Source organism: Brevibacillus sp. FSL K6-0770 (assembly GCF_038000275.1).
Taxonomy (GTDB): domain Bacteria; phylum Bacillota; class Bacilli; order Brevibacillales; family Brevibacillaceae; genus Brevibacillus; species Brevibacillus parabrevis.
In genome coordinates this window covers 859,008-883,067 of record NZ_JBBOBQ010000001.1, presented here as the reverse complement: position 1 = coordinate 883,067, position 24,060 = coordinate 859,008, and the positions used below count along the sequence as shown (strand labels likewise).

Here is a 24,060-nt window from a genome sequence, read left to right as displayed (position 1 = left end):
CGCTATCCTTTTTGTTTACGGATTGACACTGTTTTTTGGCGGGGAAGCCAAATCTCGCAAAATGGCGACCTCTACCCGTCTGTTTTTTGCCCGGCCTTCCGCCGTCGTGTTCGGAGCTACCGGATGGTATTCGCCCATGCCAGTCGCGCTGAATTTCGTCGGGTTCAGGTTTTGGTTTTCCAGAAGCACCTTCAAAAAGTTGACGGAACGCTTGGCAGATAGATCCCAGTTGGACGGGAACTCCGCACGATGAATCGGCACGTTGTCCGTATGTCCGGTCACGGTCACTTTTTTCGGGTGAGGAACGAGCATCGCTGCCATTTCGGTAGCAAGCGTTCTCGCTTCCGGCTTCAGGACAGCGCTTCCCGAATCAAACAAGGCGTTGTCCAGGATCGTGATGAGAAGTCCTTCCTCGGTCAGCTTCGTCTGGAGCTTGTCCTGGAGTTTGTTTTGCTGAATGTAGCCTTCCAGCTGCGTTTGCAGCTTTTTCAAGTCCTCTGTTTCTTTGCGGACTGCTTCTTCCAGCTTTTTCTCTTCTTCCGTCTTCTGCTTTTCCGCTTCCTGTGCGCCTTTATGTACGGTTTGCTGCATCATGTTCGGATCGAGTGGAATCGGGCTAGGCTGATCCAAAACGCCCACGCCGCCGTTCAACGCAACGTTAAAGGAGCGAACCATCTGGTCGAACTTCTTGGCATCCATTTCGCTGGAGGCAAACAATACGATAAACAAAGCGAGCAGGAGGGTGAGCAAGTCCGCGTACGGAATCAGCCAAGACTCGTCCATATGCTCTTCGTGCTGAGCATGTCTCTTTGGTCGCTTAGCCATTTACCGCAGCTCCTTCCTCCCTCTTCTCTTCCTTCATTTCTTCTTTCATCTCGCTGCGCTCGTTGTACGGGATGTACACCAGAAGCTTCTGCTCGATGGCAGCCGGAGAAACACCTGCCTGAATGGACAGAAGTCCTTCCACCATGATTTTCTTGATTTCGATTTCTTGCTTGGATTTTCTTTTCAGCTTGGTGGCGAATGGGTGCCACAGCACGTAACCGGTAAAAATACCGAGCAGAGTCGCTACGAACGCAGCCGCGATCGATATACCGAGGGCGTCGATATCGCTCAGGTTACCCAGTGCCGCAATCAGACCAACTACCGCTCCCAATACCCCGAGGGTCGGAGCGTAGCTGCCCGCCTGGCTGAAGACGAGGGCGCCAGCCTGGTGGCGTTCTTCAATCGCGTGAATTTCCTCGTTGAGAACATCGCGGACGAAATCCGGCTCGCCACCGTCGATGATCATCTTCATGCCATTGCGCAGGAACGGGTCTTCGATCTCATCAGACGTGTTTTCCAGAGCAAGCAAGCCTTCACGACGGGCGATAGATGCCCAGTTCATGAATTGACCGATCAGTTCCCTTTTGGCAGGGAGTTTTTGCTCGCTAAAAATCACCTTGAAAAGGGCAGGAATCCTTTTGATTTCCGACATGGGAAATGCATTGAAAAGGGCGGCAATCGTACCTACGATGATAATCATGAACGCTGCTGGATTCAGCAGGGCCGAGGGACTCGCGTGCTTCAAGATCATCCCGACCACTACTGCGACAATACCTAGGACTATACCTATCAAGGTAGACTTTTCCATCGTGACACTCCCTATTACCATAATCGAAATTTATCTATATTATGGTTTCGGTATTTTTCGCCACTTTTGTGAGGGGTAGTTACATAAAATCCGCATCTTTTCGCAAGAAACTAATAGAGAGGACAAAATGATCGTAGATGTGGGCTTTGACCCGTTTAACCGAAGTGCTGCACCAGGCCGATCATGACCAGCAATCCTACGATAAACGAAAAAGTCGCGGAACGGGCATGGCCGTCTCCGTGGCTTTCCGGAATCAGCTCCTTGTACACGATAAACAGCATGGCGCCAGCGGCAAAAGCCAGCCCGTACGGCACCAGCCCTTTGACCACCGCCGTGAGATAATGGCCGCAAATCGCGGAAACGATTTCGACGGCTCCGGTCATCGTCGCAAGCAAAAAGGCTTTGAACCGACTCACTTTTTGATTGATGAGAAACAGCGCCACCAAAAAGCCTTCGGGCGCGTTTTGCAGGCCAATCGCAAACGCGATCAAGCCGCCAAGCTCCGACTGCTCGCTGGAATAACTAACCCCGACGGACAGTCCCTCGGGTATATTGTGCAAAGTAATCGCCATCAAAATCAGCAGAGCCTGGGAGTCCATCGAAATGTTGACCCTCGTATGCTCCAGATCAATATGCGGAATTACGCTTTCCAGGACAGTCAGAAAAAGCGTCCCGGTAAGCACGCCCAGACAGACGATAATGAACGGGGCGTTGGACATCGCCTGGGGAATCAGGCTGAACGTCGCTGCCGCCACCATGATGCCAGCGGTAAAGGCCAGGAGAATATCCCGCCAACGGTGTGTGACCGTACGGAAAAAGAGAATCGGCAAAGCCCCGACTCCCGTTGCCATCGCGGACAGAAAGCTCCCCATTAAAAGCTGCTCCATGCAAGGTTCCTCCACGAGTCGTTTGTTTGTCATCTGTTCTTGTCCACGTTTCGAAGGGGCGTGAGTATCCCTTTTGTTAGCTTATAATAAAATCAGGGGAAACATGTTAAAAATTTCACTTTGTCGCTTCAAAAAAACGCCAGGAGCACTGGCGTTTTTCTCAAAAAAGAATCTTATGTTTCCGAGCGGTACGTTTTGCCCAGCTCGTCTCCCAGCCCGAAGTAATGACGAAAATTGTAGATCAACGGATTCCACGCCGCAGGATCGATATGATTCGTACCGAGCACAATTCGTCTGTCCGCATGCACACGCTTGACCTCTGTTTCCACGATGGCAAAAAAGTCGGCGTAGTCGGGAATGCGGATGTTTTTCACGACCGCCTCCAGCTGGAGCGGGCAATTGCCGACCCGCTTTGGCCGCACAAGCTCCGATTCCAGAGCGAACAGGTCGGCAGCCTGGAACTTGTCCGCTTCGTGGCGAAAGCCCAGCTCCTGTTTGTACGCTGGCACCGGATTGCGGCCCGTCAGCGGGGCTAACGCTTCTACTTGCCGCCACATGGACGCTTCCGGCAAATTGATCACGCACTCTTTCGTGCGGCGCAAATTTTCCAGTCCTTGCGACCCGTATCCAAGCCCGAGAATCACATGATAGCCGAGCGCCCACGAGGAGGAGATGGGACTGATATTCGTCGTCCCGTCCTCGTTTTCGGTAGTTAACAAAACAACAGGTGTACCGTAGTACAAAATTTTTGGCTGGATCGCAACATGGCTCGTCATCGACGAAACCTCCTTCATACGAAAATAAACGCTTTATGCATTCATTTTAGTAGAAGAACATTTCGATGGTTCTCGAAGTATGCTTGCCAGTCTCTTATACTTTGAATCGGCTGATCATATGTTGCAACTCTTCTGCCATGTTCGAGAGCGCAGTCGCGGAAGACGTAATTTCCTCCATCGCGGCGAGCTGCTCTTCTGTAGCCGCCGAGACGTTTTGCGTACCGTCTGCCGCAATCTCGGACACTTCGCTGACCAGCTCGATTGCCTTGATGACTTGTTCGGAGTGCGCGGATACTTCCTGCGCTGCTGCGGACACATCCTGCATCTGATCCGCTACAGACGTGATCGACATCTGGATTTGCCCGAAAGTCTCGCCTGCGTGGTGCACGACGAGAATCCCTTGCTGCACTTCCTTCGTTCCTGATTCCATCGATTCTACTGCCAGCTTTGTATCTGTCTGGATCGTTTTGATCAGTTGCGCGATCTGCTGCGCCGATTGGGACGACTGCTCTGCCAGCTTCCGCACTTCATCGGCAACGACCGCAAAGCCGCGCCCATGCTCTCCTGCTCTGGCAGCCTCGATAGCAGCATTGAGCGCAAGCAAGTTGGTTTGCTCCGCGATGCCTGTAATCACTTCGATAATTTGACCGATGGCTTGCGAATGGCTGCCCAGTCCATCGACTACACCTGCCAATTCGCGAATCGAATCGTGAATGGCGTTCATTTGCAAGACGGCAGCCTGGATGGACTGATTTCCTTCTCCCGCCATTGTCGCAACCTGAATAACCATGTTGGATGCCTGTTGGGCGTTCCCCGCGATATGACGAATGCCCCGGGACATATCGTCGATCGCCCGCGCTCCCTGCTCCACGCTTTTCACCTGGCGATCCGTACCGGCAGCGACTTCCTGCACCGTCACTGCAATCTGCTCTGTCGCCCGGCTTGTTTGCTCAGAGCTTGCCGTCAGCTCCTCCGCCGATGCGGCTACCTGCTCCGATGTGACGCTAACCTGACGGATTACGCCTTTGAGGCTGTCGGTCATCTCGTTGAAGGAATTGGCCAGATCGAGGATTTCGTCGCGGCTTTTGACAACCATTGGCTTCACCAGCAGATTTCCTCCTGCTACCTCCTTCATTTCCGCAACCAGACGCAAAATCGGGCCACGAATGCTTCGCGTCAGCCAGAGGGCGAGAAGCAGACACCCTGCGACCGAAATGGCAAGCGTAATGAGATTATCCCGTTTGAGCGCCTCGTACAGTTCGGCGCTTTCTCTTCCCGCGCGCTCCGTCCCCATTCTGTTGAACTCGATCATCGCATCGATGTACTTCTTGCGCTCACCGAACAGCTCGCTCGCCTTTTTACGCACATTGCCCAGCTCGGCCAGCTCCTCCGGCGTCGCCCCGCGCTTGACGTCCATCTTCTTTCCGATCTCCACGTATTCCTTGTTGAAAATCTCGTACTTCTTCATGGTTTCTTTCAAACCATCGAAATTTTTCCGGTCTTCCTCGTTGTAAATCGTTTTTTCGTAACTGGTCAAAAGCCCGTCGATGTATACGAAGTGTTCATCAATTTGCCCAGCGTATTTGTTTTTTTCTGCAATCGTCTCCGCGTTGAGAATCGTCTGATCCAAACCGTAGATCGTTTCCAGCGTGGAATTGATTTTCAAAATCTCTTCCATGCCCGGCTGCCAGACCGTTTTCATCTCTTCCACTTTGCTGTTCATTTGGCTCGTCTTGTATGTACTCATCGCTCCCATGTATGCGATTACAATGAGAATTAGTGCAAACGCGCTGCCGAGCTTTTTTCCGATCGTCCATCTCATAAAAACACCACTTTTCTTGACGTTGTATGATCTCGTTATGACCCTATTCCCGTTTGAATTTCGGGGTAAACATGTCCGTTCAAATTGTACCCGCTCTGACACAAAAACGGAACGCGAAATTTTGAAAAGAATATTGTCTGAATCGTCTTTTTATTGCCACTATGAAAACACAAGCTCTATATTATAATGGATGAAAAGCAAAAGCTCGTCGGTCAGATTCACAGAGGAGGAGAACTTTATGCAAACATACGAGGTGATTATCGTCGGAGCTGGCTCAATGGGAATGGCGGCCGGGTACTATTTGGCCAAACGCGGGGTCAGCACGCTGATGATTGACGCTTTTGACCCGCCGCACACGATGGGCAGCCACCATGGAGATACCCGCATCATTCGCCACGCTTATGGAGAAGGCAAGCAGTATGTCCCTTTCGCCTTGCGGGCACAGGAGCTTTGGAGAGAGCTTGAGGAAGCTTCCGGGATGAAGCTGTTTTCCCAGACAGGTGTGCTTAGTGCTGGCGCGAAAGACTGCGCTTTTTTACAGGAAGTGCGGGAAAGTGCGGAGCGCTACTCCTTGCCGCTCGAAGTGCTCTCTGCCCGGGAAGTCCGGGAACGGTGGGCCGGGATCAACCTGCCTGACGATTTTTACGCCTGTTTGGAACCTGCTTCCGGATATTTGTACTCGGAAAATTGCATTCGCGCCTACCGCGATCTCGCCGTAGCTTCCGGCGCCGAACTGCTTGTCCACACCAAAGTGACCAGCTTGCAGACGGATCAAGAAGACGTGATCGTGCATACAGACTCGCAGAGCTACCGCGGGAAAAAGTTGCTCGTTTCCGCCGGAGCCTGGAACTCACCCTTGCTGCACTCGCTCGGCTTGTCTGTTCCGCTTGTGCCCACGCGCAAAACCGTGGCCTGGTTCGGAGCGGAAGAAAGCTTGTACAGCTCCGATCGCTTTCCTGCCTTTGTTTTTCAGCTCAGTGATTCTATCTACTACGGCTTCCCCAGCATCGATGGCAGCGGCGTCAAAATTGGCCGCCATGACGGCGGACAAGCTATCGACCCTGACACACTGGAGCGGACGTTCGGCAGCTTTTTGTCTGATGAAGGGGATGTCCGGGGGTTTCTGGAGACGTACATGCCGCAAGCGGCGGGGGCGCTGCGCCAAGGCAGGGTCTGCATCTACACGATGACGCCGGACGAGCATTTTGTCATCGATCGTCATCCAGAGCATCCAGGCATCGTCTTTGCCGCAGGCTTTTCCGGTCACGGATTCAAATTCGCCAGCGCTGTAGGGGAGGCGACGAGCCAGCTGCTCCTCGACGGAACTTCCACGCTCGATCTGTCCATCTTTTCGCTCAGCCGCTTTTCTTCCTGACGATCAACAAAAAGCCTCTCGCCATGTTAGCGGCCGGAGGCTTTTTCGTTCACCATTCCCAAAAGAGCGAACCGATGCGAGCTGTGATCCGACTGCTCATCTCCATGGCTTGCTGTTCGAAGCGAACCTGCGGGCGCTTGTTGTCATACGGGAACAAATAGGCAAAGCCCGGGCGCGTCGCTTGCGGCACCAAATAAGCCGACCTGGTAGCGCCATACCTGCGCTGTTCATTCAAAAACTCGATCATCGATTCCGCGTCGCGGATTCCCGCACCGTGTCCATAGTACATCCCTCGGCCGAGATCAACGGCGTTTTCTCCCTGCCACTGCGGCTTATCCGGATTGTGATCGGGATTGGCAAAATACAAAATATCGCCGGGCAAAAAGGTGGTCGTCCTCGTCGTTCGCAAGTCCAAATCCTGGTCATAGCGCCAGTCATAGAGCAGGATGTCTGCAAACATTCGCTCGAAGTCTTCCCGCCGGATCGACTGGAGCACGGCGTGATACAAAATGATGACCATCGCCGTCGCGCACTCTGTCGCGTATTTTCGCCCTTCCTGAAAAATGTTGATAATCCCTTGCGATGGCGGGACGCCCGTCCGCAGCCGGAATCCGCCAAGCTCGGTTCGATCCCAGTAGACGGGATTCGCCCGTGAATTTTCAAACGTGGAAAAGGCAATTCCGCTCTCGTACAGCGCGATGGCTGACCGCACCAAATGATCTCTCATCTTCAGCTCGAACTGAAGCAATTCCGGCGACGGGTAGACAAATTCCTCCCCGCTCGCAGCCATCCGCTGCACGACTTCTCTCTGTACCCGGTTCAATCCCCATTCGTCTGCCAAAACGGCAGGGTTGGCCTGTCTGCCGCTGATGATTAACATGGGCAACCTCCTCTACACACACTGTCCTTCGTATGTGTATGCAGTCGCCCATGTCCATGTGTCAGCCTCTTGCCTGCTCCAGCACTCCTGCCGCTTTGGCCGGGACATGCTTGAGCTTGGAAAACAGGTAACACCCGACGATGACAATGACGCTGCCCAGAAGCTGGAGCAAGCTCATCGTCTCGCCCAGCAACAGAAAAGCGAGGATCGCGGTGAACACCGGATTAAAGTTGAGGAACATGCCTGCCGAGGTCGCCCCGACTTTTTGCACCCCGACATTCCACATGACCATGCTGACGACTGTCGCCAGTACCCCGACGTAAAACAGCGACAGCCAAAATGTCCAGTCCGTACGCTCGACAGTGAATGTCGTTGCGTTAAAGGGCAGCATCAGCATAACGCCAAATAGCCCCGAATACAGGGTAGACATCATCGGCGAAACGGTTTTCATCGCCCAGCGTCCGCAGACGGAGTAAATCCCCCACATCGCAACGGCAGCGAGCATCCACAAATCGCCTGTGTTGAAATGCAGTTGCGACAAATGGGCAAAGTCGCCTTTGCACAGGACGACGAGCACCCCTGCGAAAGAAATCAGCATGGCGACGATTTGCAACGGACGAATTTTTTCTTTCACCAGCAAAAAGGAAAAAATGGCGATCGAAACCGGATTGAGCGTGGACAAAAGCCCGACGTTGGTCGCATCCGTCCGCTCCAGTGCCCAGAACATGAACAAGTTGAACAGAGCTACACCCGTAACGCCCATCAAAATCAATGGGATAAGCGACTGACGCGAGGGCAGAATCCGCTTTTCGCGAATCCAGACCACTGGCAGCAAACAGGCTACGGCGATCAGCCAGCGCAAGTTGGTCAAGGTCAAGGATGACGCATGTCCCACCAAAAATTTACCGACGACAAAATTGCCTCCCCAAAGGAAGCTGGTACAAAGTAACAATCCGACGTATAAAGGTCTCATGATTCATGCTGCCTCCTGCCTAGCTGTCTAAACCCGCCCTCTATCATACACCTTTCTCGTCAGATTTGGGGGCATCGATCCATTTTTCCATGAAAATCAGCTCGTCAGCGGTAAAGCCCAGCTGTCTGTAAAAAGCTTGCACACCGCTGTTTTCCGGCTCGATCAACAGGTTGATTTTCTCACAGCCTACGTTCGCCAGCCGCCGTTCCAGCTCTTGCATAAGGCGGCTGCCCAGTGCCTGGCCCTGATAAGCCGGATCGACTGCCAGGTGATTGACCCAGCCGCGCCGCCCGTCGTAGCTGCCCATTACCGCCCCCGCGAGCTGTCCTGCCTCGTTGATGGCTACCAGAAACAGCTCCGGGTCGCGCTCCAGCTTGTGCCGCAATCCCTCCAGCGAATCCGAGCGGGACAGCGCCAGCCCTGCCCGCTGCCAAAGCTCGACGACCTCTTCATACTGCTCCAAGGAAAATGACTGTAGTTTCATAGCGCGTCACCTTTTTGTATTTTTATAAATTTATATTAATATTTATACAATTATACGCGTGAAAAAGGAGCTTGCCAAGAAGCTCCTCACTCTCCATGCCGTTATACCGCGAACCACGACATGATCAAAGGCATCAATGTAAATGCCCACACGACGGTAATCATCGCCCCGGCTATGACGGCCAAAGTAGCGCTGCTGCCTTCCGTGTCGCCGCGTTCGAACGCTTTGACCATCCCCAGCATGTGCGCTCCCATGCCGTACATCAAGCCAATCGAGACGGGATGGCGCAGCTTCATTCTTTTAATGACCCACGGTGCCAGAAACACTCCGGCAAAGCTCGTCAGCATCCCGAACACGGCTGTCATCGCCGGCATGCCGCCAATCGCTTCCGATACACTGAGCGCAATCGGCAACGTAATCGAGCGGGGAATGACGCTGATCGCTGCCGATTGGCCCAATCCGACCAGCATGGCGGTAGACACGCCCGCGAGAATCGCGATCAGCGAGCCAGTCGCCAAGCTCAGCAAGATCATTCTTCTGTGAGCCATCAAAATCGCCCAGTTCCGGTAGAGCGGCACTGCGAAAGCGACTGTCACCACGCCCATCATCTCGCTAATCCAGGAAGTCGCCTGGCTGTACTCGACGTAAGGCACGCCTGCCACGAGCAGAAACACAATCATCGCCGCCGGAGCGAGCACGGCTGGTGAAAACAGCAAGCTCGGCCGCTTTTTGTTCAGCCGCTTCGCTGCGTAAAAGAACAGGATGGTCAGCAGGACGCTACACGTTTTCAACAGGATCAAGCTGCTTCACCTCACCACGTTTGAACAACCGCTCAGCAACAACGCCTGTCGAAACCATCACCAGCGCGCATCCGCTGACGACGACGATCAACACGAGCAATCCTTTTCCTCCGAGCAGCCAAGGATACTGCATCATGCCGACGAGCGAAGGAACGAAAAACAAGATCATTTGCGAAAACAAAAGGGTGGCTCCCGCCTCGACCCACTTCAGACGCACCCAGCCATTATGCAGACAAATGAACAAAAGCAAAAGCCCGATCAAGCTGCCGGGCACAGGAATAGGCAAAAACGAAGCGATTCCTTTTCCCACCCAGGTAAATCCAAACAACAGCAAAACTTGCCCAAAGAGCAAGAACCATTTTTTCATCGAGACCACTCCGGTTCCTTCATGTTGGTACCTTCATTCTAAAGCGTCCCGATTCCATTCGTACAATACATATATATCATGATTTCTATTCCATTTGGTTATGGTGATAAATGCTGCTTCACGAAGTCGATAAAAGCCCGTGTCGCATGGGACAAATAGCTGTCTTTCCGATAGATCAAGGCGTATTGCCAATCAATCACGGGCGAAGCGATGTTCACTGTATGCAGCTGGCTATTGTTCAGGCGTCTCACAATCGAACGGGGCAGCAAGGAAATCCCCAGCTGTGTCGCTACCATTTCCCCGACAAAATCCCACAGGGAACTCATATACGCCACTTTCGGTTCAAAGCCGCTCTTCATGCACGCCTGGCGAACCACATCATGAATGGCGTACTCCTCGGTGAACAAAATAAAGTCCTCGTCTTTCAACTGCGCCAAATTCACCTCATCCATCCCCGCCAGCCAATGCTTTTGATGAGCAATCGCGACGACGTCTTCGGACACTAATGGGACAGCGGCAAATTTCTCCGCATCTGTCGGCAAAACGGTCAGTCCGAGATCGACACTTCCCTGCTCCACCTGAACTTCCAGCAGCTTCGCACTGTACTCCTTCATTTCGATATCGATGCCCGGATATTGTTTTTTGAACAGGGCGATGACATTTGGCAGCAAAAAGGAGCCTACCGTCGGCATCATGCCCATTTTTACCCGCCCACGCTCGACATTGCGAATCTCGGCTATGGACGAGGACATGCCTTCCATCAGTTGAAGCACTTTTGTCGCATAGCCGTACACCAGCTCTCCCGCCTCGGTCAGCTCCATTTTCCGCTCCGAGCGATCCAGCAAAACGACGCCAAGCTCCTCCTCCAGCGCCTTCATCATCTTGCTGATAGATGGCTGAGAGACGTGAAGGGCATTGGCTGCTTTTGTAAAATTTCTTTGTTTGGCTACTTCCACAAAGTATTGCAGTTGTCGAATATCCATCCGCTGCCTCCACGCGATCCGTTCGTTCGATCCTTGTTTATGTACAGCTTACCACAGGTGGCGAATCCATGAAAAAAACCAGGACGCGCTTGGCGCCCTGGCTGCTTTGCCTGCTTTATTTTACAGTGACCTGAACCGTCAGCATCTTGCCGCCGTATGTAGCGACAATCGTCGTGCGGCCTGCTGCAAGAGCTGTAAGCTTGCCTCCTGCCACAGTTACCACGCGCTTGTCTGCGCTCATCCATTCCGCTTCAGCCGTTACATTGGCCTTCGTCTTGTCCGAGTAGATGGCAGCCACTTGCACATCCTTGGATTCGTTGACTTTCATTTGAAGCTGTTTTGCGCTTAGCTCCAGTCGGGAGATAACCGCAGCCTCGACCGGAATCGCGATAGTCTTCCCGCCGTAAGTAGCGGTAATTTTGGCTTTGCCTGATCCGGTAACAGTGACCACACCGTTTTCGACCGTTGCTACCTTCACGTTGTCAGACGCCCACTTCGCTTTGCTTGTGACGTCTGTCTTTTCTTTGTTGCTCATTACAGCTGTGAGTTTGACCGCCTGCGAGAAGCCAGGGCGTGTATACAGCTTTTTCTGATCGGCTTCCAGCGTGGAAACGATGTCTACCTCTACCGGAATGACCACGTTTTTGCCACCGTATACTACTTTGATTTTCGTTTTGCCGGAGGAGATAGCCGTCACCAGTCCGTTGGCCACTGTCGCGATCTGTGGATCGGCGCTTGTCCATTCTGCCCCTGTCGTTATATTCGCTGTCGACTTGTCCGAATACGTAGCGGTTGCCGCGATTTGCTTGGCAGCTCCCGATTTTAACACAAGCTTTTTCTGGTCGGCAACGAGCTTCGTGATCACTTCTACTTCTGTCGTCACAGTTACGAATTTGCCGCCGTAGCTGGCTTTTACTTTTGCCGTTCCGCTGCCTGTCGCTCGCAAAAGTCCCGCTTCTACCGCCACGATGCTGCTATTGGACGTGGACCACTCCGCTTTGTGCGTCACATCTTCCGTCGTCTTGTCCGCATATTGCGCGATCACGCTCAGCTGCTGTATACCGTCTTTTTTCAACCGGACCGTCTTGTCCTTGATCGTCAGCTTCGACAGTTTCTTGGTCTGGTTGGCTGTTGTCTCTGCTTTTGCCATCTCAGTTACAGGACTTACGCCGGAAAGAATCGTTCCGACTGTCAGGGCAAACGTCAACAAAACCTTTTGCCAGCCGTGCATGTACGTGCTTTTCTTCGCCACGGTTTTCTCTCCTTCTTCTCTATATCTATTTTCCACTATTTACTATATCGGCATATTAGAGAGGGTTGATAAATGTTTTTTGGCCAATGTTGCTCTAGTCTTCGCCCCACGTTCCTGCGAGTGGCGCAAAGTGCTGCATCGCCAGAGCACCTGCTCCCATGACGATCGCCGTTCCTCTCAGTTCGGATGGAATCACCCGGAATTTCCCGCGAAATGGCTCCCAGATGACTTGGTCGCTATGCTCCTCGACCAGCTCGACAATCTCGCGGTAATTTTCCACCAGGTCGCCGCTGAGAATGACCGTATCGGGATTGTACATGCAGACGATATTGTTGATCGTGATCCCGATGTACAGCGCTGTGCGGGAAACGATCTCCTTCGCCCAGCGCTCCCCGTCTCTCGCAGCGGCAAATACCTCACGGACGTCTGCCACTTCCTTGACCCGCCGCGCTTCGAGAATCAGCGCGTTTTCATCGATATACGTTTGCAGGCAGCCTCGCTTGCCGCACTCGCACAAGTTGCCGTTCGGATCGAGCGTTGTATGTCCCAGTTCGCCCGCACTGTTCGAGCCGCCGCGAAACACTTCGCCGTTGATGATCAAAGAAGAGCCGATGCCTGTCCCGATGCCGATCAGGGCTGTCTTGTTCGAGCCTTTTGCCGAGCCGTACAAATATTCGGCGAGGATTTTGACCTTCAAGTCATTGTCAATTACCGTCTTGATGCCCAGCTCTTTTTCGATCAAGCCAGCAAAAGCTACGTCCTTCCAGCCCAACGTAGAGGAAAGCTCGACGACTCCCCGCTCGTAGTTGATCACGCCAGGCACGCCGATGCCTACTCCGATTACTTTTTCTGCTGGTACGCCCTGCTGCTCAATCATCCCGCGAATTTCCTGGCAAATCAGGGCTGCCGTCTCCTCCGGCGTCCCTGCCAACGCCTTGTGTTCTACGCGGTGATGGGCGATGATCGTCTCGCTGAAGTCCATCATCCCGAAGCTGATCCGCTTTTTCTCGATGTCGACCCCAATCGTATAGATCGCGCCTGGCTCAATGTCGAGCATGATCGCCTTCCTGCCGACGCCGGACGATGTCAGCTCCGTCTCCCGAATTACGCCCTCCTCGCACAGCTCGCTGACAAAACGGCCGATCGAGGTCGCGCTCATTCTCGTAATTTTCGTGATCTCGGCCCGGGAGATCGGCCGCTGCTTTTTGATAATATCGAGAATCATCAGCTTGTTGTGCTGCTTGATAACATCCTGGTCCTGTTTCACGATTTTTTTCATCACAGAAACTCCCACCTTGCTTGTATATGAGATGCCGCTGGCTTTTCCTTGATTATTACCCTCACACTACCTGTCAGTCACTACTACGTCAACTGATAAAAAACCACCCGATTTCTCGGATGGTTGTGCGTGTGTCACTTGTTGTTCAGGTCGTACGGCGTCTCCTGGTAGACGTAATAGTTCAGCCAGTTGGAGAACATCAGATTGGCATGGGCACGCCAGGTGACGATCGGCTCCTGACTCGGATCATCTCCGGGATAGTAATTGCGCGGAACAGTGATGTCCAGCCCCTTGTTCACATCCCGCTCGTACTCGTCCTGCAACGTGGTAGGATCGTACTCGGAATGACCCGTCACGAAAATTTGTTTGCCGTCCTTCGTCGCGACCGCATACACTCCCGCTTCCCTGGACTCGGACAAAATCTCCAGCTCGGCCACCTTCTCGATGTCCTCCCGGCGGTTTTCCGTATGACGCGAATGGGGAATGTAAAAGTAATTGTCAAAGCCGCGGAACAGCTTCACATTTTTCTTGTTCAAGGTATGAGGGAAAATCCCGAACATTTTTTCCGGCAAAGGATGCTTCGGTACGCCAAAGTGGTGATAAAGTCCGGCCTGCGCTCCCCAACAAATATGCAAGGTCGAAGTCACGTTTGTCAGCTTCCAGTCGAGGATAGTCTTCATTTCCTCCCAATACGTCACTTCCGTAAAGTCGAGCTGCTCGACAGGCGCGCCTGTAATCACCATGCCGTCAAAGTATTGGTCCTTGATCTCCTCAAACGTTTTATAAAACATCGACAGATGCTCTTCCGATGTGTTTTTGGATGTATGGCTGGACATGTGCAGCAGAACGATTTCCACCTGTAGGGGAGTATTCCCCAGGAGGCGAAGCAACTGTGTTTCCGTTGTTTCCTTCACGGGCATCAGGTTCAGGATGACGATTCGCAGCGGCCGAATGTCTTGTGTAAACGCACGGCTCTCCTTCATCACAAAAATATTTTCGCGGGCCAGCACTTCCACCGCTGGAAGCTCGTCGGGCAGTTTGATTGGCATAAAGATCCCCCTTTCCATTCTTTGCAAAACAGGTAGAAAAACAATAATCCGACTAATTCGCCAAAAATACTTGGCTTCCTGCTTGAACCAGAAGCGACATGGAAAAATCGCGCGTGGGAAACACAGGAAAGCGGCACATGTAACGAGCTTATATATGTTTTAATATTGTGCAACTTTTTCGTCAAATCATTATACCTTTATTCCAGGAAAAATAGCAGGTCTTTTTCTGCAACGGGATGGAACGAAAAAACCTCCCGCCAAAAAACATGCGAGAGGCTGCTTCGGTTCCGTATGCCCACTTGTCAAATCCAGCCGCGTGCCTCCATCGCTTCCGTAATGCGCAAAAGCGAGATCATGTACGCTCCTGTGCGCAGGTCGACTTTGTACTGGTCCGCCAGCTCCGCCACCGCGCGATAAGCGTTGACCATGGCCGTTTGCAGCTTGTCGTTTACTTCCTGCTCGGACCAGTAGTAATTCATCAAGTTTTGCACCCACTCGAAGTAGGAAACCGTCACACCGCCTGCATTCGCCAAAATATCGGGAATGACCACGACTCCTTTTTCGCGCAAAACCGCATCGGCATCAGGGGTAGTTGGGCCGTTGGCCGCTTCTGCAATCCACTTGGCCCGAATCTGACTCGCATTTGCCGCTGTAATCACATTTTCCAGGGCGGCAGGAATCAAAATGTCCACTTCCAGCTCCAGCAGCTGTTCATTGCTGATCACGGTAGCGCCCGGATAATCCAAAATCGTGGACGCATCTTTGCATTGTCCGACTTTCGGGATATCCAGTCCTTTTTCGCGGTAGATGCCACCGCGCGAATCGCTCACGGCGACGATCCGGAAGCCAAGCTCAGTCAACAGCCTTGCCGCGATCCTGCCTGCGTTTCCGTACCCTTGAATGGCTACGGTCGTCTCCTGTGGCTTGCGGCCAGAGTCTTTCAACGCCTCCAAAATCGTGAAGACGCAACCGCGAGCCGTCGCTTCGTTTCTGCCTTTTGACCCGCCCACTGCAAGCGGCTTGCCCGTAATGACGCCTGGCGAATAAGCGCCCTTCAATCGGCTGTATGTATCCATCATCCAGCCCATGATTTGCGGTGTCGTATACACATCCGGCGCAGGGATATCTGTATCCGGTCCGACGATGTCTGCGATTGCTTCCATGAAACCGCGGCTCACTCTCTCCAGCTCGCCTCGGCTCAGTTCGTGCGGATCGCAGATAACGCCGCCTTTTCCGCCTCCATAGGGCAGACCGACCACTCCACATTTGAACGACATCCACATGGAGAGCGCTTTTACTTCATCCATCGTGACGTCAGGATGAAAGCGAATGCCCCCTTTGGTTGGCCCCACCGCATCGTTGTGCTGGGAACGGTACCCTTCAAAAACGCGGACGCTGCCATCGTCCATTTTGACGGGAAAATGGACGGCAAGCACTCGCTTGGGTCTTTTCAAGATTTCGACGGCTTCGCGCGGCAAACGAAGCAACGCCGCGGCTGCATCGATTTGCTTCTGAACAATCTCGTATGGATTCAGACTCTCTTTTTCTACTGTCTTTTGCATGCTTGATCCTCCCCACCTATCGTGCATCACCCTGGCACAGAGCTAAAGGATGAATGGAGTCATTATATACGAAAGGACCAAATTCAGACAATTTATTTTTTGTGTTTTCACATTATTGTGTTATTTTCGTCAAAAATAAAAAAAGCCCGATGCATGTTTTGCTGCACCGGGCGGCTGCTCCTATTTTTTCAAATACGCTTTCATCAACCTCGTTTTTGTTTCCCACATGTCTTCACTAATATGCAAACGGTAATGCTCCGGGTTGAGCATCCGCAAATATTCCGGCCAGAACAGCTTGAGCTGTTCACGATGGTACTCGCGGATTTCTGCAAGCGTCGGCAGTTGATACACCAGCTCCCCGGCGACAAACACCGGGATGAGCAAAGCTTCTGCCCGGTAACGGGTCAATTGCTTGTTCAAATACGGATGGCTTGGATTCAACAACTGGACAGGTGCGCCTTGCGCAATCGTCGTTTCCTCCGGGAAGCACACGTAATCGGCAATCGCCTTGCCCGTGTCGGGGTCGATCAGTCTGTACATATCCTTGATGCCAGGGGTCGTCACTTTCTCCGGATTGCCGGAAATCTTGATCGTCGGCTGGAACACGCCATTGGCGTCCTCGCGCGCCACCAGCTTGTACACACCGCCGAGCGTCGGCTGATCTGCCGCCGTGATCAGCTGTGTACCTACGCCCCAGCTGTCGACTTTGGCTCCTTGCACTTTCAGGTTCATGATCGTATGTTCATCCAGATCGTTGGAGGCGACGATTTTTACATCGGTCAGCCCGGCTTTGTCCAGCATTTCCCGCGTCTTGGTGGACAGGTAAGCGAGGTCTCCGCTGTCCAGACGCACGGCTGTCAGCTTTTTGCCTTCCTTCGCCAGCTTTTTCCCGACCGATATCGCGTGCGGGACGCCGCTTTTCAGCGTATCGTATGTATCCACCAACAGCGTCACCTGGTTCGGCAGAGCGTCGGCAAAGCGCTGGAATGCTTCTTCTTCATCCTCGAAGCTTTGCACCCAGGAGTGAGCGTGTGTTCCTTTTGTCGGGATGCCGAACATTTTTCCCGCAAGCATATTGGAGGTAGCGTCAAATCCGGCCAAATACGCCGCTCTCGTTCCCCACAGGGCAGCGTCTGCTTCCTGTGCCCGTCTCGTACCAAATTCCATCAGCACGTCGTCGCCCGCCACGTTTTTGATCCGGGAAGCTTTCGTCGCGATCAGTGTCTGGTAGTTCATGTAGTTCAACAGGGCGGTTTCAACCAATTGCGCCTCCATGACGCGTCCTTCCACGCGGATCAGCGGCTCGTTCGGGAAAACCATCGTCCCTTCCTTGACGGAGTACAGCGAACCTTGGAAACGCAAGTTGCGCAATTCCTCCAAAAAGGCCGGGTTGTAGTTTTCTTCCTGTTCACGCAAATAGTCCAGGTCGCTTTCTTCAAAGCGCAAGTTTTTAATATAGTGTACGATTCGCTCCAGACCAGCGGAAACAGCGTAGCCATTTCCAAAAGGCAGCTTGCGGAAAAAAGCTTCAAAGACCACCTTCTGATTGTGCGTTCCGTTTACCCAGTGCGCGTACATCATGTTGATCTGATATTTATCTGTGTGCAATGCCACACCAAATGATTGCATATCGCGTAAGCCTCCTGTCAATTCCTTTCCAACATCATACCAGAACCTTCCCATGGTGCCCATCTGCCTTGGAGCCTAGAAAAAATATGATATAGTATGGAATAATGAAAAGAACCAAACGTGCGACCGGGAGTGGAAAAGAGCATGTCAGACCAAAAAATCGTTTCATTGTGTAAAGGGCTACCGAAAAATTTGAGCTACAACGGCAAGGACTTTCTCTCCGGAATCGGGAAAGACGAAGCCAGCGAGCTGGTTGTCCGCTTTGCAAAAATCGACGAAGACGACGTAGCGAATCACGCCTATCACGGCGGGCCTGATCGCGTCGTGTGCGCGTATCCTTTTGAACATTATGCCCATTGGGAAAAGAAATTCGGCCAACGCTTGACGCAATCGGCCTTCGGCGAGAATTTGACTATGTCCAACATGACAGAAGAACAGGTGTGCATCGGAGATATTTATCAAATCGGAGACACCATCCTGCAAGTGTCGCAGGGCAGATACCCTTGTGCCACCATCAACAAGCGCAACAACAACAATCTTTTGCTCAAGGCAGTCGTGGAGACGGGCTACACGGGCTACTTCTTCCGCGTTTTGCAGGAAGGCACGATCAAACCGGACTCAGCCATTACTCTGTTGACTCCCCATCCCAAGCAAGTGACTGTCGCCTCCATTCATCATTTGTACTTCCACAACCAGTCGCTCTCGGAAGAAACGATTTCTACCATGCTGGAAATCGAGGAGCTGTCTTTGCCGTGGAAAAAGAAGCTCATAGAAAAACAACAGCAATTAGCGAAAGGAACTGTCCATGCGAATTAACAAGTTCATCAGTGAAACGGGCATCTGTTCGCGGCGGGAGGCCGACAAGCTGATCGATGCCAAACGAGTGACAATCAACGGCCTCGTTGCCGAGCTAGGGAGCACCGTCTCGCCTGGCGACGATGTGCGCATCGATGGCAATCCGCTCGGCGCGAAGAAAAAGCACGTCTACATCGCCCTGAACAAGCCTGTCGGCATCACGTGCACTACAGAGCTACACGTCAAAGGAAACATCGTCGATTTCGTCAACCACCCGGAGCGCATTTTTCCCATTGGCAGACTGGACAAAGACTCGCAGGGACTCATCCTGCTTACCAATGACGGCGACATCGTCAACAAAATTTTGCGCGCGGAAAACAATCACGAAAAAGAATACATCGTCACTGTCGACAAGCCTGTGACCGCCAACTTTTTGCACGGAATGGCAAACGGCGTGCGCATACTCGGCACGGTAACCAAGCCTTGCAAAGTCACCAAAGTAAACGAGCGCGTCTTCAATATCGTTCTCACCCAAGGCTTGAACCGACAAATCAGGCGCATGTGCCAGGCATTCGGCTATCAGGTGCGGCAGCTGCAACGCGTCCGCATCATGAACATCAGACTGGGCAATTTGAAGATCGGGCAATGGCGCAACTTGACCAGCGAAGAGCTGAAGGAACTGAACAAAAATCTTTCCTGATTGCTGTTTGCCGAACGGCGAAAAAAACCAAAAACAGACTCCGTTGCAGGGGTCTGTTTTTTTCACGCTCTATTCCTCAGCCTGCGCCGTCAGAGAACGAACCTCGCTGACAAACCGCCTGATCCCCTCGCGCAGCTGCTGTTCATTCAGATAGGAAAAGCTGAGGCGAATCCACGAGGCAAGCTCCCTTTGCGGATCGCAAATGATGCCGGGCACAAACGTAATCGATTGCTCGATGCATTGGCCGAGCAGCTTTTCCATCGGCGTGGAATCCGGCAGCCTGATCCACAAGTTGAAGCCGCCTGTCGGACTGCTCCATTCCCAGTCTGTTGCGGCCAACTCCTCCTCCATAATGTCTTTGCGCACTGCCAATGCCGTGCGCAGCTTCAGCAAATGCTGCTGCATCCGCTCCGAGAAGAAATAGTGCAAAAATATTTTTTGGTTCAAGAGCGGCGTCCCGCTGTCCGACAACGCTTTGGCGCTGAGCAAATACGCCATCAGCGAAGGACGGCAGGCGATCGTCCCGATGCCGAGTCCAGGAGCGACATATTTGCTAAAGCTGCGCAAATAGATGACATACCCGGACGTGTCGTAGGCAAACATCGGCAAAGGCGGCTCTTTCCCAAAGTAAAGATCGCGGCACGGATCATCCTCGATCAAGAGACACTGATACATCTCCGCCAGCTCTACCAGCCGCTTGCGCTGTGCAAGTGGAACCGTAAACCCCGTAGGATTGTGGAAAGTCGGATTGAGATAGAACAGACGCGGCTTGTGCGTCCGCATCAGTTGTTCGACCTGCTCCAGATCGTAGCCGTGCTGAGTGATCTCCACCGCCAGAATGTTCGCTCCCTGGCGCAAAAAGACGTCGATGGCCGGACTGTACGTGGGCCGCTCCAGCAAAACTACGTCTCTTGGCTTGACCAGCACACGCGCAATCAAATCAATCGCTTCCTGCGACCCGGACGTGACCATCAGCTCTTGCGGGGTCAAGTAAAAGCGAAACCGTTCCGTGTAATAGCGGCACAAAGCCTCCCGCAGTTCCTCGTCTCCTTGGGTAGTGGAATACGTGCCGAGCACTTTCGGATACAGGTCGAACACTTTTTTCACGTATTCCGAGAAGTACAGATTGGGCAGGAGATTCGGGTCAATCAGCGCTTTGGAAAACTGATAGGTCGCCTGGACCTGGTGAATTTCCGAAAGGTGGCTCCTCTGCACATAAGCAGACACAATCGGGTCATGCAGCGAGGCCGTCGCCAGCATGCCGCCCGGCTGAACGAAATAGCCGGATTTATCTTTGACGTAGACATAGCCTTTTTGCTTGAGCAGCTGATACGCCTTGAAAACCGTCAGGCGGTGCACATCCAGCTTCAGGGCCAGTGCCCGCACAGAAGGGAGCTTTTCGTGTTCCTTCCAGTCTTTGCGTCTGATTCCGTCCAGCACGTAATCGTACACTTGTTCAAACAGCTTGTCGGCGTGCACGCTTGACAAACCTTCTCTTTTCATCCCGGCCAGCCCCCTCCCCTGCAATTGTAACGTCACTTTTCTTCAACTGTTCTATTCGATTTCATCTGTTCTATTCCTCTCCCTTTATGATGGGGAAAAGGAGGAATCACCATATGGTACTCGTCAATTATATCGTGATGTGCTTGATCTTCGGGACGACATTTTTAGCCATCAAAGTAGGGGTAGATGCCGGAGCGCCACCCTTTTTCTCGGCAGGCATCCGCTTTTTTCTCGCGGGACTGATCTTGTTTGCCTTCATGGTCTGGAAAAAGCAGGCCCGCGTCTCCCTTTTGTTGCGAAAAGAAATGCTGCTCACGGGATTGTGCCTGACCTTCGGCACGTTTGCCACCTTATACTGGGCAGAACAGCATATAAGCTCTGGCATCGCGGCAGTCTTATCCGCTACCGCCCCATTGCTGGTCATGCTTTTGCAAACCCGGCTTTCGCGTCAAAAGCTGTCCGCCATCTCCTGGGCTGGCTGTCTGGCAGGCTTGGCAGGGGTCACGCTGCTGCTGTTGCCCGGTCTGACTTTTTCTTTCAGCGTGCTCTGGATCGCGGGCTGCGTCGCCGTCCTGGTTGGACAGCTGTTTTATTCCGCAGGTGCGGTCTACTCCCGGCGCGTCTCCCAACAGTTCAAGGACGTCTCGCCCATTACGTTAAATGCCGCCCAGATGATGTACGGAGGTGTTCTGCTGCTTGTGATCTCCGCTTTTACCGAGCAAGTGCACACGGAGTTTCTGTTTTCGTCCCAGGCTGTGTTCTCGCTGCTTTACCTGATCTTCGTCGGCTCGATGATGGGACATTCGATCTTTTACTGGCTCGTGGCAAAAACCAATCCGCTCTTCCCATCCACTTGGCTGTATATATCGCCGCTGATTGCACTGACGCTTGGTGCCGTTCTTTACCAGGAGCCGCTTCACCTGTCTTCCTTGGCTGGAGGCTTGGCGATCATCGCCGGAATCGTCATGATTAATTTGAACGCGCTAAAGCAGCTTGTCAGCAAAAAAGCGCCGCTGGAACACGCAGAAAGCCCAACAAAGTAGCTTCACGGCCTTTGTTGGGCTTTTTTTTACTTATGCTCGTTCAATTGTTTGGCAAGCTTGATCAGCTCTTCCTTGGAAACCGTCGTGGCCTTGGCGCGAACGCTGTACTCCAGATCGCTCCCGTTTTTTATCCATACGATCCAGTGAAAATCGGGCTGGTTGTCCTCTTTGTACGTCATCAGAGCAGCTTCGTTTTTGCCAAGCATCACTTTTTCTACCCCAGTCGCATTGGAGCCAGTCTTTGCTCCAAGCTCTGCCTGGCGGACTTCGACGGTGATCCCGCCCTTTGCGCCTCTGTAGGCGACATGCACATAGTCAAACTTGTCAGAGGTCGGAATTTCCTTGACGACGTATTCTTTCTTGTTCTTGATCGCTTCTGCCTTCATCACCGCCACATCGTACTTGTCGCTTGGCTTATACTCGATTTCCCCTGATTCGAAGCGGAAAGCGCCGTTCAGCTCGGTCGGGAGTGCGAACCGTTTATCCGCGAGTTTTTGTTCCAGCTCCGCAAGCGATGTGTAGGTGATCGCCTTGTAAAAGACATCTACGTTCGGATCGCGCAAGGAAATCACTTCTGCGTTTTCGTCCTTTTTCTCATTTTTCGGCAGCCAGTAAATCGCGGCTGACGTTCCCGGCTTGAGCTGGTCAAGAATCTCGTTGATGATGTTGCTCCTGCGCTCGGCATCCGCTTCTGCTTGTGCCAATTCATTTTGCATCTCCACAGGAAGTCCTTCTGTCTTCGATGTAATCTCTGTTCCTTTCCCCGTATCCATTTCCATCACGACTTCGCCTTTTTCGTTCTTCAACTGGATGACTTCCATGCCCGCCCATACAGACGAGGCTCCCGCCAACAAGCCAATCGTCAGCAACACCCCGATTTTTTTCTTCACCTTTTTGTCCTCCTCGATTTTTTTCGCTGCGATGGCAGCCATCACTTTCTGTTTCACATCGACTTTCGGGACTGGCTTGGCGGCTAAAAGCTCGTGCAGTTGTTTATACGGATTGTCGCCCATCATTTGCCACCCCTCCCATCGCCGGAAAATAGCGCTTGCATTTTTTCAGCAGACGTTCGAATTGCTTGCGCAAAGCTGCCGGCTTTTTGTCCAGCAAGACAGCTATTTCCTCGTAATCTTTTTCCTCCAGCACCCGCAAATACAGAAGTGTCCGCTCTTCCGCCGTCAGCTTCGACCAAATACGCTCCAACGGTTCTCCCAAATAGTCGTGGTCGATTTTTTCCTCGACAAAATTTCGCCCCTGCTGCTCGCCGCTGTACAAAAAGGGCAGCACGCGAGCCAGCTTTCTGCGCTTGAGCACATTGGCGCAATGGTTAAATGAGATTTTATAAATCCACGCTGAAAAAGACAGCGAGTAAGTGTATTGCTCCAGCCGCTCATAGGCGCGAAACAAAATTTCTTGTACAGCATCTTCCGCATCCTGCCGATGGCCTAGCATGTGATAGCAGTAGGCAAAGATCGGCTGTTGATAATGATCGATAATAACTTCGAATTGCTCCATCGCACCCGTTTTGATCTCCTGGAGCAAATATTCGATTTGCGCTTTCTCCACACTCCTGCCTCCCTTCCCTATGAATAACAATCGGGATCTCTTGTTTGTGACATGAATTTTTTGAGAGTAGAAAAAAAGGGCGCTTCATCCGTCTCGTACTCTCGGATGAAGCGCCCTTTTGCAACTGTGTTTGCTCTTCTCTTGTCGAATCTGTCATTTCTTTCCCGGGAAATCGACAGCGGCTGTCAGCTTCCTAAAAATGCTCGCCGTTGGCATAGTAGCTTTCTTTTTGATAAGGGACAAAAGCCATCTCGACTTCCGGAATGCCGAGCGAGAGAACATGCCGGGTCACAATCCTAGCAAACTGGTCGCGCGTTTCTTGTCCGCGCTCAAACCAGCCAATCTCGATAAACGGAAAAGACTCTACTACTTTCCCGCCAAAAACGCCTGTCGTCTGCAAGCATTCGATTGTAAAATTGTCGGTACCGCATTGGCATAAAGCGGCAAGCTCCTCTGTCAGCAGCTCGCTGATCGTCGCCATTTGCTCGGCTTGTATGCCGCGAACGATGAGATGTGGCATGCTTGAACCTCCTGTTGGTCAAAAAGCGATTTCTTCTATCATACCGTTCGGCAAGGAAAATGAGTAGTCTGTCCCGAGTTTTTACAAAGCGGCAACAAACCTTTTCAAAAACGAAATGAAACGTTTACGATTTGTCCCAAAATGTTAATCAAGGCTCTTTGCACAAAGAATGTTGCTATTGA

24 protein-coding genes are annotated in these 24,060 nt (G+C 52.4%); 4 read left to right on the top strand and 20 right to left on the bottom strand.

Translation table 11 applies throughout. From position 1 onward, the window contains the following. Positions 1 to 15 precede the first annotated feature (15 nt). The 5 genes from motB to NST23_RS04435 all read right to left on the bottom strand — a co-directional run bounded on the left by motB (position 16) and on the right by NST23_RS04435 (position 5,118). Positions 16 to 825, bottom strand: a complete 810-nt coding sequence (gene motB, locus NST23_RS04455) for a flagellar motor protein MotB (RefSeq protein ID WP_063230540.1) — start codon at positions 823 to 825, stop codon at positions 16 to 18. Then, positions 818 to 1,633: a flagellar motor stator protein MotA gene (motA, locus tag NST23_RS04450; RefSeq protein WP_122966256.1), complete on the bottom strand. Its 816-nt coding sequence runs from the start codon at positions 1,631 to 1,633 to the stop codon at positions 818 to 820. Before motA ends, motB begins: the two co-directional genes overlap by 8 nt. A gap of 155 nt (positions 1,634 to 1,788) precedes the next feature. Continuing rightward, a complete protein-coding gene (locus NST23_RS04445; RefSeq protein ID WP_063230543.1) occupies positions 1,789 to 2,520 on the bottom strand; it encodes a ZIP family metal transporter in 732 nt (243 codons plus the stop codon). 173 nt (positions 2,521 to 2,693) lie between these two features. Further along, on the bottom strand, positions 2,694 to 3,296 hold the full coding sequence (locus NST23_RS04440; protein WP_122966257.1) for a flavin reductase family protein: 603 nt from the start codon (positions 3,294 to 3,296) through the stop codon (positions 2,694 to 2,696). 94 nt (positions 3,297 to 3,390) lie between these two features. Then, a complete protein-coding gene (locus NST23_RS04435) occupies positions 3,391 to 5,118 on the bottom strand; it encodes a methyl-accepting chemotaxis protein (protein WP_274874898.1) in 1,728 nt (575 codons plus the stop codon). A 238-nt stretch (positions 5,119 to 5,356) separates the two neighbouring features. On the opposite strand from NST23_RS04435, the gene solA reads away from it, so the two are divergent. Further along, the gene (gene solA / locus NST23_RS04430) at positions 5,357 to 6,493 is read left to right on the top strand and encodes an N-methyl-L-tryptophan oxidase (protein WP_122966259.1); all 1,137 of its coding nucleotides are present in this window, start codon (positions 5,357 to 5,359) and stop codon (positions 6,491 to 6,493) included. Positions 6,494 to 6,542: 49 nt separating this feature from the next. On the opposite strand, the gene NST23_RS04425 is transcribed toward solA, so the two are convergent. The 11 genes from NST23_RS04425 to NST23_RS04375 all read right to left on the bottom strand — a co-directional run bounded on the left by NST23_RS04425 (position 6,543) and on the right by NST23_RS04375 (position 17,751). Then, positions 6,543 to 7,373 (bottom strand): protein-glutamine gamma-glutamyltransferase, encoded by an 831-nt coding sequence (locus NST23_RS04425; RefSeq protein WP_122966260.1) that lies wholly within the window; start codon positions 7,371 to 7,373, stop codon positions 6,543 to 6,545. A 61-nt stretch (positions 7,374 to 7,434) separates the two neighbouring features. Beyond that, on the bottom strand, positions 7,435 to 8,346 hold the full coding sequence (locus NST23_RS04420) for a DMT family transporter (RefSeq protein WP_173597127.1): 912 nt from the start codon (positions 8,344 to 8,346) through the stop codon (positions 7,435 to 7,437). A gap of 43 nt (positions 8,347 to 8,389) precedes the next feature. After that, complete coding sequence (locus NST23_RS04415; protein WP_122966262.1) at positions 8,390 to 8,830, bottom strand: GNAT family acetyltransferase; 441 nt, start codon at positions 8,828 to 8,830, stop codon at positions 8,390 to 8,392. A 101-nt stretch (positions 8,831 to 8,931) separates the two neighbouring features. Next, entirely contained in the window at positions 8,932 to 9,630 is a 699-nt protein-coding gene (locus NST23_RS04410) for an LrgB family protein (protein WP_173597129.1), read from the bottom strand. Then, positions 9,608 to 9,997, bottom strand: coding sequence for a CidA/LrgA family protein (locus NST23_RS04405; RefSeq protein ID WP_122966264.1), 390 nt, complete (start codon positions 9,995 to 9,997; stop codon positions 9,608 to 9,610). The genes NST23_RS04410 and NST23_RS04405 overlap by 23 nt, the downstream gene beginning before the upstream one ends. A gap of 98 nt (positions 9,998 to 10,095) precedes the next feature. Next, the gene (locus tag NST23_RS04400; protein WP_122966265.1) at positions 10,096 to 10,980 is read right to left on the bottom strand and encodes a LysR family transcriptional regulator; all 885 of its coding nucleotides are present in this window, start codon (positions 10,978 to 10,980) and stop codon (positions 10,096 to 10,098) included. Positions 10,981 to 11,095: 115 nt separating this feature from the next. Next, positions 11,096 to 12,232: an Ig-like domain-containing protein gene (locus NST23_RS04395; RefSeq protein ID WP_340963210.1), complete on the bottom strand. Its 1,137-nt coding sequence runs from the start codon at positions 12,230 to 12,232 to the stop codon at positions 11,096 to 11,098. Between the two features lie 94 nt (positions 12,233 to 12,326). Further along, positions 12,327 to 13,511, bottom strand: a complete 1,185-nt coding sequence (locus NST23_RS04390; RefSeq protein WP_217022488.1) for an ROK family transcriptional regulator — start codon at positions 13,509 to 13,511, stop codon at positions 12,327 to 12,329. A gap of 134 nt (positions 13,512 to 13,645) precedes the next feature. Further along, positions 13,646 to 14,560: a homoserine O-acetyltransferase MetA gene (metA, locus tag NST23_RS04385; protein WP_274874892.1), complete on the bottom strand. Its 915-nt coding sequence runs from the start codon at positions 14,558 to 14,560 to the stop codon at positions 13,646 to 13,648. Positions 14,561 to 14,862: 302 nt separating this feature from the next. Beyond that, positions 14,863 to 16,122 carry a Glu/Leu/Phe/Val family dehydrogenase gene (locus NST23_RS04380; protein ID WP_274874891.1) on the bottom strand — a complete coding sequence of 420 codons (1,260 nt, stop codon included), beginning with the start codon at positions 16,120 to 16,122 and terminating at the stop codon, positions 14,863 to 14,865. Between the two features lie 180 nt (positions 16,123 to 16,302). Beyond that, entirely contained in the window at positions 16,303 to 17,751 is a 1,449-nt protein-coding gene (locus tag NST23_RS04375; RefSeq protein ID WP_340963207.1) for a nicotinate phosphoribosyltransferase, read from the bottom strand. 144 nt (positions 17,752 to 17,895) lie between these two features. Between NST23_RS04375 and NST23_RS04370 the strand changes: the two genes are divergently transcribed. Then, entirely contained in the window at positions 17,896 to 18,567 is a 672-nt protein-coding gene (locus NST23_RS04370; RefSeq protein ID WP_122966269.1) for an MOSC domain-containing protein, read from the top strand. Further along, positions 18,557 to 19,246 carry a 23S rRNA pseudouridine(2604) synthase RluF gene (gene rluF / locus NST23_RS04365; RefSeq protein WP_274874890.1) on the top strand — a complete coding sequence of 230 codons (690 nt, stop codon included), beginning with the start codon at positions 18,557 to 18,559 and terminating at the stop codon, positions 19,244 to 19,246. The genes NST23_RS04370 and rluF overlap by 11 nt, the downstream gene beginning before the upstream one ends. 69 nt (positions 19,247 to 19,315) lie before the next feature. On the opposite strand, the gene NST23_RS04360 is transcribed toward rluF, so the two are convergent. Further along, complete coding sequence (locus NST23_RS04360; RefSeq protein ID WP_122966271.1) at positions 19,316 to 20,749, bottom strand: aminotransferase-like domain-containing protein; 1,434 nt, start codon at positions 20,747 to 20,749, stop codon at positions 19,316 to 19,318. A gap of 113 nt (positions 20,750 to 20,862) precedes the next feature. Between NST23_RS04360 and NST23_RS04355 the strand changes: the two genes are divergently transcribed. Continuing rightward, positions 20,863 to 21,792 carry a DMT family transporter gene (locus tag NST23_RS04355; RefSeq protein ID WP_122966272.1) on the top strand — a complete coding sequence of 310 codons (930 nt, stop codon included), beginning with the start codon at positions 20,863 to 20,865 and terminating at the stop codon, positions 21,790 to 21,792. Between the two features lie 26 nt (positions 21,793 to 21,818). Here NST23_RS04355 and NST23_RS04350 read toward each other — a convergent pair whose 3' ends face one another. From NST23_RS04350 to NST23_RS04340, 3 genes are all read right to left on the bottom strand, one after another. Beyond that, positions 21,819 to 22,808 (bottom strand): DUF4367 domain-containing protein, encoded by a 990-nt coding sequence (locus tag NST23_RS04350; protein WP_340963205.1) that lies wholly within the window; start codon positions 22,806 to 22,808, stop codon positions 21,819 to 21,821. Beyond that, positions 22,786 to 23,358 (bottom strand): RNA polymerase sigma factor, encoded by a 573-nt coding sequence (locus NST23_RS04345; RefSeq protein WP_340963203.1) that lies wholly within the window; start codon positions 23,356 to 23,358, stop codon positions 22,786 to 22,788. The genes NST23_RS04350 and NST23_RS04345 overlap by 23 nt, the downstream gene beginning before the upstream one ends. A 193-nt stretch (positions 23,359 to 23,551) precedes the next feature. After that, positions 23,552 to 23,878: a DUF1904 family protein gene (locus tag NST23_RS04340; RefSeq protein ID WP_122966274.1), complete on the bottom strand. Its 327-nt coding sequence runs from the start codon at positions 23,876 to 23,878 to the stop codon at positions 23,552 to 23,554. Positions 23,879 to 24,060: the final 182 nt, after the last annotated feature.